The sequence below is a fragment of the Paraburkholderia sp. BGA-UO-ETr-F12 genome (assembly GCF_059567945.1).
Genome location: NZ_JCAQOZ010000066.1, coordinates 381865 through 397705, shown reverse-complemented (window position 1 = coordinate 397705; position 15841 = coordinate 381865). Strand labels below are relative to the sequence as shown.

Annotated in this window: 12 protein-coding genes; 4 read left to right on the top strand and 8 right to left on the bottom strand. The window is 63.3% G+C overall.

From position 1 onward, the window contains the following. Positions 1 to 110 precede the first annotated feature (110 nt). From AC57B6_RS35385 to AC57B6_RS35375, 3 genes are all read left to right on the top strand, one after another. Positions 111 to 605, top strand: coding sequence for a hypothetical protein (locus AC57B6_RS35385; protein WP_496423065.1), 495 nt, complete (start codon positions 111 to 113; stop codon positions 603 to 605). Positions 606 to 674: 69 nt separating this feature from the next. Then, positions 675 to 2252: an FAD-binding oxidoreductase gene (locus AC57B6_RS35380; RefSeq protein WP_496423064.1), complete on the top strand. Its 1578-nt coding sequence runs from the start codon at positions 675 to 677 to the stop codon at positions 2250 to 2252. A 4-nt stretch (positions 2253 to 2256) separates the two neighbouring features. Then, complete coding sequence (locus AC57B6_RS35375) at positions 2257 to 2673, top strand: hypothetical protein (protein WP_496423063.1); 417 nt, start codon at positions 2257 to 2259, stop codon at positions 2671 to 2673. Here AC57B6_RS35375 and AC57B6_RS35370 read toward each other — a convergent pair. From AC57B6_RS35370 to AC57B6_RS35335, 8 genes are all read right to left on the bottom strand, one after another. Continuing rightward, the gene (locus AC57B6_RS35370; protein ID WP_496423153.1) at positions 2670 to 3530 is read right to left on the bottom strand and encodes a DUF1571 domain-containing protein; all 861 of its coding nucleotides are present in this window, start codon (positions 3528 to 3530) and stop codon (positions 2670 to 2672) included. The genes AC57B6_RS35375 and AC57B6_RS35370 overlap by 4 nt on opposite strands. Positions 3531 to 3739: 209 nt before the next feature. After that, complete coding sequence (locus AC57B6_RS35365) at positions 3740 to 5557, bottom strand: AMP-binding protein (RefSeq protein ID WP_144194128.1); 1818 nt, start codon at positions 5555 to 5557, stop codon at positions 3740 to 3742. Positions 5558 to 5702: 145 nt separating this feature from the next. Beyond that, entirely contained in the window at positions 5703 to 7004 is a 1302-nt protein-coding gene (locus tag AC57B6_RS35360; protein WP_046569738.1) for an acetyl-CoA C-acetyltransferase, read from the bottom strand. A gap of 110 nt (positions 7005 to 7114) precedes the next feature. Next, positions 7115 to 8035 carry a MaoC/PaaZ C-terminal domain-containing protein gene (locus tag AC57B6_RS35355; RefSeq protein WP_496423062.1) on the bottom strand — a complete coding sequence of 307 codons (921 nt, stop codon included), beginning with the start codon at positions 8033 to 8035 and terminating at the stop codon, positions 7115 to 7117. A 2-nt stretch (positions 8036 to 8037) separates the two neighbouring features. Further along, the gene (locus AC57B6_RS35350; RefSeq protein ID WP_028198028.1) at positions 8038 to 9468 is read right to left on the bottom strand and encodes a 3-oxoacyl-ACP reductase; all 1431 of its coding nucleotides are present in this window, start codon (positions 9466 to 9468) and stop codon (positions 8038 to 8040) included. Between the two features lie 124 nt (positions 9469 to 9592). After that, positions 9593 to 12091 carry an acyl-CoA dehydrogenase gene (locus AC57B6_RS35345; RefSeq protein ID WP_496423061.1) on the bottom strand — a complete coding sequence of 833 codons (2499 nt, stop codon included), beginning with the start codon at positions 12089 to 12091 and terminating at the stop codon, positions 9593 to 9595. Between the two features lie 282 nt (positions 12092 to 12373). Continuing rightward, positions 12374 to 13267, bottom strand: coding sequence for a TetR/AcrR family transcriptional regulator (locus AC57B6_RS35340; RefSeq protein ID WP_028198030.1), 894 nt, complete (start codon positions 13265 to 13267; stop codon positions 12374 to 12376). A gap of 386 nt (positions 13268 to 13653) precedes the next feature. Continuing rightward, positions 13654 to 14874, bottom strand: coding sequence for an MFS transporter (locus AC57B6_RS35335; protein WP_030102731.1), 1221 nt, complete (start codon positions 14872 to 14874; stop codon positions 13654 to 13656). Between the two features lie 405 nt (positions 14875 to 15279). Here AC57B6_RS35335 and AC57B6_RS35330 point away from each other — a divergent pair, with 405 nt between their 5' ends. Next, the gene (locus AC57B6_RS35330) at positions 15280 to 15654 is read left to right on the top strand and encodes an MAPEG family protein (protein ID WP_028198032.1); all 375 of its coding nucleotides are present in this window, start codon (positions 15280 to 15282) and stop codon (positions 15652 to 15654) included. Positions 15655 to 15841 lie beyond the last annotated feature (187 nt).

The window sequence follows — 15841 nt, the reverse complement described above, 5'->3', positions numbered from 1 at the left end:
GCGTATGCGCTGCGACGGCACGGCGTCGTGCGAGGCGAACCGACGGGGTCTTTACGGTGCCGACTCGCTTTTTGCGAGTCGCAACGCCGGCGCGTCGAGGCAGTGAAATCATGCGTGCTTTTCATCAATCCGGCATCGGGCTGTGTTCCGGCGTAGCGTGTCTGTGCCTGTGCGCTGTTTGTGCGACGCCGGTCGCGGCGCAAACAGACGCGAATGCGCCGTTGAGCGAGGCGTCGACGTGCCGCTTCGTCGTGGGTCAGACGGAGATCGACGGTGTCATCCAGCAGGTCGGCGGGCGGGCGTGCCTGCAGCCGGACGGCAGCTGGCAGATCGTCGAAGACGACGCCGGCGCGCTGGCCTTCGGCCCGGCTCCGGTGTATTACTACGATCCATGGTACTGGGGGCCGCCGGTGGTGTTCTCTGCTGGCGTGTCGGTCGTTTTCGTCGACCGCTTTCATCATTTTCATCACATGGATCATGTGCGTTATGGCCACGGATCGTACGGAATGGGCGTACATGGCGGCACCTGGCATGGTGGCGCGTCGACGCACATATGGAGCGGCATGTCACACGGCGGCGCTGGCCACGGCGGGATGCACCGCTAGCTTGCCGGCGTCTGTGTCTACGCCTGTGCCTGTGCCTGCGCCCGCGCGCCTGGCCGCGAGGGAGACATCTTGACGCGCAGCCTGCCGCCGAAGGTTTCCGCCGCCGGGTTCGATCGCGCGCTCGCGGGCTGGCGCGCGATTCTCGGTGAACCGCAGGTGATCACCTCGGCCCCCGGGCTCGCCGCGTATCTCGATCCGTTCGCACCCGGCGAGCGCGAAGCGTTCTCGGCGTCCGCCGCGCTGCTGCCCGCATCCGTCGACGAAATTCGTGCAGTGTTGCGGATTGCCAATCAATTTCGCATTCCGTTATGGACGGTCTCGACCGGACGCAACTTCGCGTACGGTGGCGCCGCGCCGCGACTGGCGGGTTCGGTCGTGCTCGATTTGCAGCGCATGAATCGCATCATCGAAGTGAACGAGACGCTTGCCTACGCGCTGGTCGAACCGGGTGTCAGCTACTTCGATCTGTACGCGCATTTGCGCGAACATGGCTACAGGCTGTGGGTCGATCCGCCCGCGGCGGGTTGGGGCAGCGTAGTCGGCAATACGCTCGAGCGCGGCTTCGGCTATACCGCGTACGGCGATCATGCGGCGGCGCAATGCGGCATGGAAGTGGTGCTCGCGAACGGCGACGTGCTGCGCACCGGCATGGGTGGCATCGAAATCGGCACCGCGTGGCAACTGTATCAACCGGGCTATGGACCTTCGTTCGACGCGATGTTCATGCAGTCGAACTACGGCATCGTCACCAAGCTCGGTGTCTGGCTGATGCCGGCGCCGCCCGCGTATCTGCTCGGCGAATTCCAGTTTCGACACGAAGCGGATCTCGAAACGATCGTCGATATTCTGCGGCCATTGCGGCTCGATGAAACGATCCGCAATCACGCCGTGATCGAAGGCGGGTTGCGCCGGGCCGCCGGATTGTCGTCGCGTCGGCAGTGGTATGAGGGCAAGGGTGCGATGCCCGAGAGCGCGGTGGCGGCGATGCTCGACAAGCTGAACGTGGGCCGCTGGAATCTGCATTTCGCGCTATACGGCACGCCTGAACTGATCGATGCGCATTATGCGATCGTGCAGCGTGCATTCGCTCACGTGCCACAGGCCAAACTCTCGGCCGCTCGCTATGCGGGAGATGCGCAACCCACGGCCGGCGGCGACCGCAATATGGCCGGCATCCCCGCGATGAGCGCGTTTCGCATGCTCGACTGGCGCGGCGGCGCGGGCGCCCACGTGGATTTCGCACCGCTGTGTCCGGCGAGCGGACGCGACGCGCTGCGCCAGTACACGATGGTCAAGACCCGCGCGGCGGAATACGGCTTCGATTACTACGGCGGCTTTACGGCGGGCATGCGTCATCTGCATCACATTTTTGCAGCGATTTTCGACCGCGACGACGCGAACCAGGTCGAGCAGGCCGGTGCATTACTGCGTTCGCTGATGAGCGATGCGCGCGCCGCGGGCTACGGCGAATATCGCGCGCATCTCGCGTATATGGATTTCGCCGCGGCGCAGTACAGTTTCAACGACGGCGCGTTGCTGCGGCTCTCGGAAGCGATCAAGGACGCACTCGACCCGAACGGTATTCTCGCGCCGGGCAAGCAGGGCATCTGGCCGGCGGCGTGGCGCGACCGGCGAGGCTACACCTAAGATCATGGACCGACGCGCTTTCATGATGACCGGCGCATGGCTTTCGAGCGCGGCAGGCGGCGCGTGGCCGTGGCTCGCGCAGGCAGCCGCTCGCCGCGATACGCTTGCGGTGATCGATTCCACCCTTGCGGGCGGCCCCGCATTCGCCGACTACGTCGCGCAGATGAAGCTGCCTGTCTTCGAAACGGGCGACGATATCGGCATGCTCTGGTACACCACGCTGGCGCCACGTCTCAGGCAAACGTCAGCGCAGTCGCCCGCGTCGTTGATCGGTTTCACGCGCGCGTCCGATTACTTCGTGCTCAAGCAGCTTGCCACCCGCGTAGGCCAGATGGTCGTGCCCGGCGGCGAGCAGCGGGTGGCGCCCATTGCGCAGGTTGGGCATGTCACTTTCGTGCTGACGCCGCGCTTTATCCGCTAGAACTTATAGGCCTTGTTGTTCGGATCGAAGGTCGAGTCGTCGAAGGTTTTAGGCGTGATGCTTTCGAAGACGATCTTCTCGAAGATCTTGCCGTCGTTGTCATAGGACTCGACGGTACGGAAATACGGATGCCGCAGATCGAGCCCGAGTGTTTCTTTCTTCGCATAGAACTGCGGCTGACCGGTCGGCGTTTCGAAGGTGAAGGCAACCACGCGCACGCCATCGATCGTTTTCACTTCCACCTGGGTCGAGCGCGGCAAGCCGGCCTCGATATATTTCTTGCCTTCGGCAAGGTACTGGTTGGCAATGTACTCGGTGCCGAGATCGCGCACCTGGTGGTTCGACTGCGCACGGGCGAGGGCGCCGGTCACTGAGGTCCATAGCGGCATCACATTCATGATGCCGCCGAGATGACCGTACATTTCGTCGGTGCGTTTGGATTCGTCGTAGATGATTTCCTGGCCGGCGTGCGCGCCGTCGGGCAGCCACTTCGCGTAGATTCGCAGCGGATCGTGAGCTAAGCGGACCAGCATATGATCGGGCTTGTCGGGCCATTGGCCGTGAATGCGTTCCGAGCGCGACATGACGAACTCGTAAGACGGGTAACCGTTCGGCCCTTCCTTGATGTAACGCGGCAGCGCAAGCGGATCGAGCGACTGGAACAGGGCGATCAGTTGCGCGTCGTCGAGCTTCTCCATGGCGCCGCTTTGTTGCGCGGCGCGCAGCCACTTGACCTGTTGATCGAGCGTAAGCTTGCCGACTTGCGAGGACGGTGTGGTGGGCGCCTTCACGGCGCTGGCGGTATCGAGCGCGGGCGGGGTGTCGTCGTTCTGCGCGAACGCCGGCGGCGCGAGCATGGCGGCGCTGGCCGCCAGCGCTCCGATCAGCAGTCCACGAGATGAAAGCGTGCGTAATGAAGCGGTCAGCGACGCCGCCAGGGTGATGGCCGCCGCCGAAAAACGAGCGAGATGCATGAAGACCGACGATCGGTTCAAGTCTGGGGACGTGCTGTGCTTCATGAATCTCTCCGAAAGGATGGCCGGCGTGATAGTGCACGCCCAGCCTGTCAGGCAGGTTTTTGCTTCGCGAGTTCCTCGTCGCGCAGTGCACGGCGCAGAATCTTGCCGACATTGGTTTGCGGCAGCTCGTCGCGAAACTCGACGAGCTTCGGCACCTTGTACCCCGTGAGATTCTTGCGGCAGTGAGCGATCACCTGTTCCGCGGTCAGCGCCGGATTGCGCTTGACGATAAACACCTTCACCCGTTCGCCTTGCGCTTCATCGGGCACGCCGATTGCGGCGACTTCGCGCACGTCCGGAAGGGCCGCGATCACGTCTTCGACTTCGTTCGGATAGACGTTGAAGCCCGACACCAGGATCATGTCTTTCTTCCTGTCGATCAAACGGATGAAGCCGCGCGAATCCATCACACCGATGTCGCCGGTGGCGAGCCAGCCGTCGTCGTCGATCACCTTGGCGGTTTCTTCCGGGCGATTCCAGTAGCCTTTCATGACCTGTGGCCCCTTCACGCACAATTCACCCGCTTCGCCGATGTTGGCCCACGTGCCGTCGTCTTTCCTGAAGCGCACCTGGGTGGACGGCGCGGGCAGACCGATCGAGCCTTCGAAGTCGCGCAAATTGGTGAGATCCACGGGATTCATCGAGACGATCGGCGAACACTCGGTCAGCCCGTAGCCTTCGATGATCGGCTTGCCGGTGACCGCCTTGAATCGATCGGCGACCGACTTCTGCGTGGCCATGCCGCCGGCCATCGCGAGCTTCAGGTTCGAGAAATCCCGTTTGCAGAACTCCTCGTTATCGAGGAACGCGTTGTAGAGCGTGTTGACGGCCGTCATGCCGGTGAATTTCTCGTGACGGATGATCATCATCACGCGCTTCATGTCGCGCGGATTGGCGATCAGAATATTGCGCCCGCCGAGTCCCATGAAGATCAACGCGTTCACTGTCAGCGAATAGATGTGATAGAGCGGCAGCGGTGTGAGCACCGTTTCGATCTCGCCGCTCAACTGGCCTTCGGACCACGCTTTTGCCTGCAACAGGTTGGCGATGATGTTCTTGTGCGTCAGCATCGCACCTTTGGCCACGCCAGTGGTGCCGCCGGTGTATTGCAGGAAGGCGATGTCGTTGTGAGTGGGACGCACGGGTGTCAGCGGCCGCGTGTAACCGATCGAAAGCGCGTCGAGCAGCGGCACCGCTTGCGGCAGGTTGTACGGCGGCACCATCTTCTTGACGTGGCGCAGCATGAAATTGAGCAGACGTCCCTTCAGATTCAGACCGTCGGCGAGCAGGTCGCCCAGACCCGTCACGATCACGTTCTGGACCTTGGTGCCGGGCAACGCATCTTCAACGGTCTTCGCGAAGTTCTCGAACACGATGATGGTTTGCGCGCCGCTGTCCTTCAACTGATGCGCAAGCTCGCGAACCGTATAGAGCGGATTGACGTTGACGACCACGCCGCCGGCCTTCAGCACGCCGAACAGCGACACCGGATACTGAAACGTGTTCGGCAGCATGATCGCGACGCGCTCGCCGGCTTTCACGCCGATGCTTTGCAGATACGCGGCGAACGCCGCCGCCTTGCGGCCGAGTTCGCCATAGGTCATGTTCGCGCCGACGCTCACGTACGCGACGCGCTCGCGGAACTGCGCAATGCATTCGTCGAAGAATTGCACGACGGATTCGTACTGGTTGACGTCGATTTCATGAGGCACGTCGGCCGGATACGACTCGTACCAGATGCCGTCGGTGTTGGGCGCATGATTTGCCGGCTGCCCGAGTGTCTGACTGGGCGCCTGGTCTGCCGCATTCGCGGGCGCTGCGGATACCGTGGCGGACGAGAACTGGGTTTGCGTGGGCTGGGTCATCGGTCGTCTCCTGAAGCCGGGGCTTCATCTGTTTGTGCGCTGGCTTTACAGCCAGTCATGCAGTAATCAAAGCAGCTATCAAAGCAGTAAGCAACGCGCTCATTGCAGCGAGCTTCGACACAGGACAATCACTGAAGCGCGACGTTTAGCGTTCCAGAATGGCCACCACGCCCTGGCCGCCCGCGGCGCAGATCGAGATCAGTCCGCGTGCGGTGCCGGCCGGCTTGTCGAGTTGCGCCAGCATTTTCGCGAGTCCTGCGACGATGCGGCCGCCCGTCGCCGCAAATGGATGGCCGGTGGCGAGCGAGCTGCCGTTCACGTTCAATTTTGCCCGATCGATCGCGCCAAGTGGCCCCGGCAAGCCGAGTTGCGTTCGGCAATATTCGTCATCCTGCCACGCTGTGAGCGTGCACAACACCTGCGCCGCGAAGGCTTCGTGAATTTCATACAAGTCGAAGTCCTGCAAGGTGAGCCCGGCGCGCGCCAGCATGCGCGGCACCGCATAGGCGGGCGCCATCAGCAGGCCTTCTTTCTTGTCGAAAAAGTCGACGGCGGCGGTTTCGGACCAGCTCAGATACGCGAGCACCGGCAGTCCATGTCTGGCCGCCCATTCTTCGCTTGCCAGCAGCACGGCGGACGCGCCGTCGGTGAGCGGCGTGGAATTGCCGGCCGTCAGCGTGCCGGCGTCGCGATCGAATACCGGTTTCAGACCGGCGAGTTTTTCGAGCGTCAGATCGGAGCGCAGATTGTTGTCACGCGCCAGACCACGGTAGGGCGTCATCAGATCGTTGAGGAAGCCGCGCGCATACGCCTCGCTGAGCTTGCGGTGGCTGTCGTAAGCGAGCACATCCTGCGCTTCGCGCGAAATGTTCCAGCGCTTGGCCATCAGCTCGCAATGCTCGCCCATCGAAAGCCCGGTGCGAGGCTCGCCGTTACGAGGCAACAGCGGCTTGAAAAACATGCCCGGCCGCAGCTTGGCCAGCGCGCCGACGCGTTGGCCGGTGCTCTTGCCGCGATTCGCCTCGAGCAGGATCTTGCGCATGCGTTCGTTGACGCCGATCGGCGCATCGGAGGTCGTGTCGACACCGCCCGCGATCCCCGCTTCGATCTGTCCGAGGGCGATTTTGTTGGCCACCAGAATGGCCGCTTCCAGGCCGGTGCCGCAGGCCTGCTGCACGTCATAGGCCGGCGTTTCCTTCGCGAGCGTGGTGGACAGCACCGCTTCGCGCGTCAGATTGAAGTCGCGCGAGTGCTTGATGACGGCGCCCGCTGCGACTTCGCCCAGGCGTTCGCCGTGCAGGTTATAGCGGTCGATCAGGCCTTGCAGCGTGAAGGTCAGCATGTCCTGATTCGACGCGGTCGCGTAAGCGGTGTTCGAGCGGGCAAACGGAATCCGGTTGCCGCCGACGATTGCGACGCGGCGCACGGCGGGCTGCGGGTTGGACATTGCTCGGCTCCTTTGGGTCGTTGCTGGTTATCGGTTAGTGCGGATAGTGCGAATGGCGCGGCCGGTGCGAGCGAGGTGACGCGCCGGTACGGTCCGGCCAGGTTGGCGTGTCATAACAGCTTCCATTGCATGCGGCCGCGCAAATGCGGTTTTTCCCCGGCAATGTCGCGTACCTCGATGTCGCGCTCGATCAGCGAAGGCGATGCGCTCCACAGCGTCGCTTCGCCGGGCAGCAGCATCGGTACTTTGAATTCGGCGGCGAGCGTGGCTTCGGCGAGCGGCTTTGGCGGTTGCAGCGCGGCGGCGGCGCGCGCCAGCGTCCACATGCCGTGCGCGATGGCGCGCGGAAAGCCGAATACCTTCGCGGATAGCGCGCTCAGGTGAATCGGGTTGTAGTCGCCAGACACACGCGCATAGTCGCGCCCCAACTGCGGCGGCAATTGCCAGCGTGAGATGCGTTCCAGCGCATCGGGACCGAGTTGCAGCGGATCGAGCCGGTTGCCGCTCGCGGGCACGCCGCGCTTCAGATACACACTGTCGCCGTCCCATACCGCTTCGCCGCGGCGGTACATCCGCGTATGCAGCACGAATGCCTGACCCTTGTCGTGGCTCAGCAGCGCGCCGAATTCCACCTCGATGCGCAACATATCCTTGTAAGTGAGCGGCCGGCGTAGCCGCACGTGGTTCGCCAGATGCACGAGGCCGAGCGCCGGCCACGGAAACGCCGGATCCGTCAGCATCAGCAGATGCAGCGGGAAAGCCAGCAGATGCGGATACGTGAGCGGCACGCCGTGCTCGGGGATGAAGCCGCAGACCTGCGAATAACGCCAGATCGACCCCGGGTCCAGGGGCACGGCGGGGCGCACGAGGCGCAACGCCGGCAAGTGCGCTTCGCGCCCGCGTTTGACGATGCCCGACAACGCGCGCCCATACAGCTTCGCCGGCGTGGGCAAAGGTTCGACGACGACGGTCTTCGGACGGCCCGCGCTCGCTGCGTGAGCGCTCCGGAACGGATCACCCGGCTCACCCATGCTCATGCTCCAATCAGGCTTTGTCCGCACACGCGCACGATCTGGCCGCTCACGCCCGCCGATCCCGGATGCGCGAGCCACGCGATGGTCTGCGCCACGTCCACCGGCTGGCCGCCCTGGCTCATCGAATTCATCCGGCGGCCGGCTTCGCGGATGGTCAGCGGAATCTTCGCGGTCATCTGCGTTTCGATAAAGCCGGGCGCAACCGCGTTGATCGTGATGCCGCGCGCGCGCAGATGCGGCGCCATGCTGTGCACCCGCCCGATCACACCGGCTTTGGAGGTGGCGTAATTGGTCTGGCCAAGGTTGCCGGCAATACCGCTGATCGACGATACGCCGATGATACGGCCGCCGTCGCGCAGGATACCGGCCGCGAGCAGGGCGTCGTCGATCCGTTCCTGCGCGGACAGGTTGATGTCAATTACGCTTTGCCACGCGGCGTCGGTCATCTTCGCGATGGTTTTGTCCTTGGTGATACCGGCGTTATGCACGACGATATCCACGCCTTGCTCGTCGAGCGCCGCGGCGATCTGCTGGGGCGCTTCGGGCGCGGCGATGTCGAAGGCGAGGGCGGTGCCGTTCAACTGGCGCATGGTCGAATCGAGCGCCTCGCGTGCCGAAGGGATGTCGATGCCGATCACGTGCGCGCCTTGCTCGGCGAGCACGCCCGCAATCGACGCGCCGATGCCGCGCGCGGCGCCGGTGACCACGGCGCGCCGGCCCGCGAGCGGTTGTTTCCAGTCGAACGGCGGCAAGGCCGCGGTCCCGGCCCCAGCTCCTGTGCTGGCCGGCACGCCGATCCGCACCACCTGGCCCGACACATACGCGGAACGTGGCGACAGAAAGAATCGCAACGTCGCTTCGATAGCGTGCTCGGCGCCTTTTTCCACATAGACGAGATTCGCGGTAATGCCGCGCCGCGCTTCCTTGCCGAGCGAACGCACGAGACCCTCAAGCGCGCGTTGTGCGGTCCATTGGCGCGGGTTCGCGCAGGCTTCCGGCGGCCGGCCCAGCACGACAATGCGGCCGCACTTGCCAAGTGAGCGCAGCGTATCGTGGAAGAAACCATGCAGCGGTTCGAGCTGGCTGCTGTCTTCGATGCCGCTCGCATCGAACAGCAGCGCGGCGAGCTTGCCCTGCGAACCGGGCTCCGCTGCCTCGAAACGGCCCGTCATCAGACCATGGCGATTCGCGAGCGGCACCCACAGCCCCGCGCTTTCATGCGCGACGCTGGTCATGCCGACGCTCGCCACGAGATTCGCGAGCGCGTCGAGCAGATGCGGTTCGCGGCCCGCGCCGATCGCGATCAGGCCGTCGAACTCAGGCCGGTCCGCCCGATAGCGGCGCAGGACCTCAGGCTTCGGTAAGCCCAGCGAGCGCGCGAGGCGCGCGCCGAAGGGCGAATTGACGAAGTTCAGATAAGAGTCGTTCATGTTGTTCGTTGCTCCGCTGGCCACGCCCGAAGGAGATCGCTCCGGGGAGACCCCGGACGTGTGTCAGTGTGCACCCAGTTTGGGGCATCTGCGTATGCCCGGCCCGGATGTTTTTTTAAGGCACTCAGGCCGCGAGTTCCAGCGCTTTTTCGAGCGCGTCCTTGCGCTTCTGCAAGTTGGCGAGCATGTCGAAGTCCGGCGGGAAGTCGTCGACCTGCACGACTTGCGCGCCATACTTCGCATAGTCTTCCAGCACGCGGCGCTCGTCGGCGTCGATCAGGCCTTTGTGCAAGGCAGCGTCGGTCCACGCGGCCAGTTGCGGCAGGCTTTGCGGCATCGGTTCAAGCAGACCTTGCTTGACCGCTTCACGCAGTTTCTGGTCGATCTCCGTGAAGCGTGGGTTCAGCTCGAATACGAGCTCGCCGTAGCCCAGCGCATCGACATCCGGATGCGGGACGTACGAGTCGGACACGAGGCGGTTGCGTGCCGCGCCCGGCGTTTGCATCAGCTCCGCGATCTCGGTGCCGAGGCGGTCGGACGGCTCGCGATGCGGCAGGCCGAACGGGAATGCCAGCGCGCGCACCAGAGCCGCGGCGACGCGATTCGGGTAGTTGGCGAGCACGCCGTCGAGCGCGTGTTGAGCCTTGTACAGCGAGTCTTCGACGCCCCAGCGCACCAGCGGCAGATCCTCCTCCTGACGGCCTTCGTCTTCGAAACGCTTGAGCGTCGCGGAGATCAGGTAGAGCTGCGAGAGCACGTCGCCCAGACGCCCGGAAATGCGTTCGCGCCGTTTCAGGTCGCCGCCGAGCACGAACATGGAGACGTCGGCGAGCAAGGCGAACGCGGTGGAGATGCGGGTCGCCGCGCGGTAGTACGGCAGCAGCGGTGCGTACGCCGTGCGCGGCTTGACGATGAATGCACCGCCCGTGATGCCGTACACGAAACTGCGCACCACGTTCGAGAGCGTGAAGCTGATGTGGCCGAAGAAGGCCGCATCGAAATCGCGCAGCGCCTTGGCGCGATCGGGTTCGCGCGTGGCTGCCATTTCCTTCAGCACATACGGATGACAGCGAATCGCCCCCTGGCCGAAGATGATCAGGCAACGCGTGAGAATGTTCGCGCCTTCGACGGTGATCGCAATCGGCACCTGCTGATAGGCGCGCGCAAGAAAGTTCGACGGACCCATGCAGATGCCCTTGCCGGCGGCGACGTCCATACCGTCGTTGATGACCATGCGGGCGCGTTCAGTGATGTGATACTTGGCGATCGCCGAAATCACCGAGGGTTTTTCGCCGAGGTCCACCGCCTGCGCGGACAGGCGGCGCGCGGCGTCCATCACGTAGAGGTTGCCGCCCATGCGGCCGAGTGCTTCCTGCACGCCCTCGAATTTGCCGACAGCGGTACGGAACTGGCGGCGAATCGCGGCATAGGCGCCGGTGCCGCGCACGGCGATCTTCGCCATCCCCACATTCGACGACGGCAGCGAAATCGCGCGGCCCGCCGCGAGACATTCCATCAGCATGCGCCAGCCGTTACCGACCTGCGCGCGTCCGCCGATGACCCAGTCGAGCGGAATGAAGACGTCTTTGCCGGAGTTCGGGCCGTTCTGGAACACCGCGTTCAGCGGCCAGTGACGGCGGCCGATGTTGACGCCCGGATGATCGGTCGGAATCAGCGCGCAGGTGATGCCGGGTTCGTCATTCGAGCCGAGCAGGTGATCGGGATCGAGCGCGCGGAACGCGAGGCCGAGCACGGTCGCGATCGGTCCGAGCGTGATGTAGCGCTTGTCCCATGTGACGCGAAAACCCAGCGTTTCGCGACCTTCAAAAGTCCCCTTGCAGACAATGCCGACGTCGGGAATCGCGGCGGCATCCGAGCCCGCGTAAGGGCTCGTCAACGCGAAGCAGGGGATATCCTCGCCACGCGCGAGGCGCGGCAGATAGTGGTTCTTCTGCTCTTCGGTGCCGTAGTGCATCAGCAGTTCGGCCGGGCCGAGCGAGTTCGGCACCATCACCGAAACGGCGGCCGCCGAGCAGCGCGTGGAGAGCTTCATGATGACCTGCGAATGCGCGTAAGCGGAGAACTGTTTGCCGCCGTACTGCTTCGGAATGATCATGCCGAGAAAGCCACGTTCCTTGATGTATTGCCAGGTTTGCGGCGAGAGGTCCTGCCACACCATGGTGGTTTCCCAGTCGTTCGCCAGATCGCACAGGCGCTCGCATTCGACGTCGAGAAACGCCTGTTCCTCGGCGGTGAGCGTGGCCGGGCCGTAGCCGAGCAAGGTGTCCCAGTGCGGGCGTCCGGAGAACAGCTGCGCGTCCCACCAGACGGTGCCGGCTTCGATGGCGTCGCGCTCGGTCGGCGACATCTCAGGCAGGATCTTGCGGAAGATGTCGAGCACGGGTTTCGTGAGCCACGTACGGCGCAGCGGTGTGAGCGTGAGGACGAGCGCGGGGAGCACGAACACGATCGCGAGCACCGTCGTCGCCACCGGCCCCGCCGCTCCGCTGACATGCGCGGCCGCCACCCAGACGATCATGAAGGCAAGCCACCATGAGGCGCGCGCCTGAACGTGGACGAGCGCGAGAGCGGCAATGACGAGCACTAGGATGAACCACGGCATGACGTTTCCTCCTGTTTCGATGGTGCGTGCGAACGCATCCACGGGTCGCGGACGGCTCGCGTTCTATTGATCTTCCAACTGGCGGTGGTGCTGCTATGTCGCGTGCCCGGGGCGCTTTTGCATGGCGCCCCTGGCGCGTTTTTCGTGTCGTGTTTTCAATTCGACAGCGTGACGTTGTTTAGGTGCGGGACTTAGACGTGCTGCTCGGATAGACGATATTCATTCATGTTTTTGCACGCGGACGGCCCGTTACGGCGCCGCCCGCATCAGCATCGATTCCAGTCAGGCCGTGCCGTGCAACGCGGGCTGAAACGAACTCGCCTCAACGTCGCCACCGCGGCGTTCACCGTCCGAGACCGCTGGCGACGACGTATCGAATCCGCCAGACTCACTCGATCCGCCTGACGCCGGCTGCGCACCCGCTACCCCGGCAGCAGGATTCGCGCCTTCTGCCTGGGCTTCGGCAGCGCTTTCGGTGGCATCGCCGAGTACGGCGGCAAACGTGGCCAGTTGCGAGCCGTCAGGCAGCGGTGCTTTCAGCGCGGCCACCATCAGCGAAGCCAGACGCGCGATCAGTTGCAGATCGTTCATCGACTTGCCTTGCGAGAACTCGGAAATCAGGCTGTCGGTATCGGTGCCGGCCAGCACGCCGGACAGCGCGCCGATCGCGAAGTGCAGACGCCAGCCAAGCTCCTCGCGCGGCAGATGCGGCAGCGCACGCTGGAAGGCGTCGAAAAAACGCACCGCCACCGACTCGTAATGCGCATTCAGAAAGTCCCGAATGAACGCTGACGGATCGGTATAAGCGCGCCCCAGCAAGCGCAGAAAAGCCTTGCCGCCGACGCGCGGATCGCGCGACAGGCGCAACGCCGGAATGAACATCGCGCCGAGCACGTGCTCGCAGGTCAGGCGCGCGCCAAGCATTTCGTCGAAGCGGTCGAGCAGCTTGAGCCGCTCCTGGTTGAGCCGGTCGAGCCGGCGCGACAGCATCGAGTGAATCAGCGATTCTTTGCTGCCGAAGTGATAGTTGACCGCCGCGAGATTCACTTCGGCACGCGAAGTAATCTGCCGCAGGGACATGGCCTCATAGCCGCATTCGATGAAGAGTGTTTCGGCGGCGTCGAGGATGCGGGACTTCGTGTCGCCGGCATGCCGGCCTGTTGTGCGAACTGCCATTTTGCGTCTCCCAGTTGTCGGGCATCCGGCCCGCAAACAAGCGATTCAAATGACTATTTGAAACAGCCGTTTTTTTTCAGGATAAAGAAGGATGGGGACTGCGATCAAGGACTCGATGTGGACTAACTCCTCTAGAAGACCTGACGAAGGTCCGCCTTTCCAGTGCACGCGGGCACGTCAAACCGCGCGGAAATAAAAAAGGCCGTTCCGATCGAAATCGGAACGGCCTCGTATTGCTTGCTACCTGTGTTGGCCTTGCGTCTTGTATTGCCTGCGCCGCTCGTTGGCGGTGCTTATGTGCTTACCTGCTTATGGCGGTTCGAGCCCGCCTTCGCAGCTATTGTGCCTGATAACGCGCCGGCGAAATAGCTGTTTAGTTCGAACGCTTAAAGCTGTGCCGCGACCTGCTTCGCGGACTGCGTCATGTCGATGCCGCGGCGCTCGCGGCTGAACGGAATCAGCGCCGCAATCACCACTGCCACGATGCCGATCACGACGGCCATGATCAGCGCGTAGTTGTTGCCATGCGCTTCGGCGGCGCTCGCCTGCAGCGGACCGTTGACCGACGCGATCAGGTTGCCGAGCTGGTACACGAGGCCGGGGAACGTCGCGCGAATTTCGTCGGGCGAGATTTCGTTCAGGTGTACCGGAATCACACCCCATGCGCCTTGCACGGAGATCTGCATCAGGAAGGCGCCGATGGCGAGCAGGATAGGCGTGGACGAGAATGCCCACAGCGGCAAGACCGGCAACGCGATCAGCGCAGCGATGAAGATCGCGCGCTTGCGGCCGATCTTCTCCGAGAACCAGCCGAAGAACAGGCCGCCGCAAATCGCGCCGATGTTCAGCGTGATTGCGATCAGCGACACGGTATGCGCGTCGAACCCGTGCTGTACGCGCAGGAAGGTCGGGTACAGATCCTGTGAACCGTGCGAGAAGAAGTTGAACGCGGTCATCAGCACGATCGCATAGAGCGACAAGCCGACGTTCTGCTTCAGCGTGGCGACGAGACCCAGACGGGTTTTCTTCTCGAGCGTTTTGAAGGCCGGCGACTCCGGCACGTGCGCCCGCACGTACAGCACGAGCAATGCCGGCAGCACGCCGACGAAGAACATGCCGCGCCAGCCAATGTATTGGTAAAAGAGGCCGAACACGACCGAAGCGAGCAGGTAGCCGCTCGGATAGCCGGCTTGCAGGAGGCCCGAAACAATGCCGCGCGATTTCGGCGGCACGGTTTCCATCGTCAGCGCGCCGCCCACACCCCATTCGCCGCCCATCGCGATGCCGAACAGGGCGCGCAGCACGAGCAGGGTGGTCAGGTTGGGCGAAAAGCCGGACAGCAGTTCCAGCAGCGAGAAGCACGCGATGTTGACCATCAGCGTGGGACGACGGCCGTATTTGTCGGCAAGCCAGCCGAAAATCAACGCGCCGACGGGGCGCATGATCAGGGTCAGCATAATGCCGAAGGCAACTGTGGGGATTTTCGTATTGAACTCCGCCGCGATATCTTTCAATACGAACACCATTAGAAAGAAATCGAATGCATCCAGGGTCCAGCCCAGATAGGCGGCGATCGTTACGTTTCTCTGTTCCCGTGTCCAGCTCATTGATTGTTCTCCTGAGTCTCTAATAACCCGTGTTTGACGACGGGCGGCTCTGCAGCCCCGTGTGCCCTGTGCTGTGGGCTTCGAGCGAGTGTACGCCGAGCGTTAAACGCTTGCATGATTGAACCCGCCTTTATCCGTATTAATCCCTGGAGCGAATTTCGGGGTGAATCCCGATGCATGCAAAATGTCTGGCAAACGTAATTATTGTATTAATTGTGTTTGATATTCCGTTTGTAATTTGTAATGTTCATCTGGCGCAAGCGAGCGGTGGTTTGCGCAATCCGGCTTGCGGGTTGCGCGTGCGGTAGAGGCGGCCCTCGCGGGATTCAGGTTGGCTCGGGCGGATGCCGGCGGGTATAACAGCGGCTCGCGGCATTCACGCCGCGCATACAGGGAGACCGAAGAATGACAATTCCGCATCTATGCCTGCTCATCGTGGTGGTGCTGCCGTTCCCTTGGATCATGCTCGCGAAGCTCAGCAGGCGTTACGACAACCTTGCGCCGCGCACTTATCTCGCGGGCCTCGAAGGCTGGCGCGCACGGGCTTACGCCGCGCATCAGAACGCGTGGGAGGCGCTGGCGATGTTCACCGCGGCGATCGTCGCCGCTGGGCAGGCAGGCGGGGCCAACCCATGGGTCAACTGGCTGGCGATTACTTTTGTCATCGTGCGCGTGCTGCACGGCGTCCTGTACGTGGCGAATCTGGCGTCGTTACGCTCGCTGGTGTGGTTCGTCGGTGTCGCGTGTGTGGTGTCGATGTTTTTCGTATCCGTGAGTTAAGGCAGGACAAAGCGTGAGGCGGTGCCGGCGGATAAGCATGCCCGTCGGCTTTCGCGATCCGGATGGGCTTCGGCATTGACGTTTCCGGTGAGGCGGACGGCGTGCGCAATATATGCGTTAACCGCATCAGTCGAGCAGAAAAATCAATTGGACTCATGTTGCGGCGCGGAATAGGATGACCGCTATC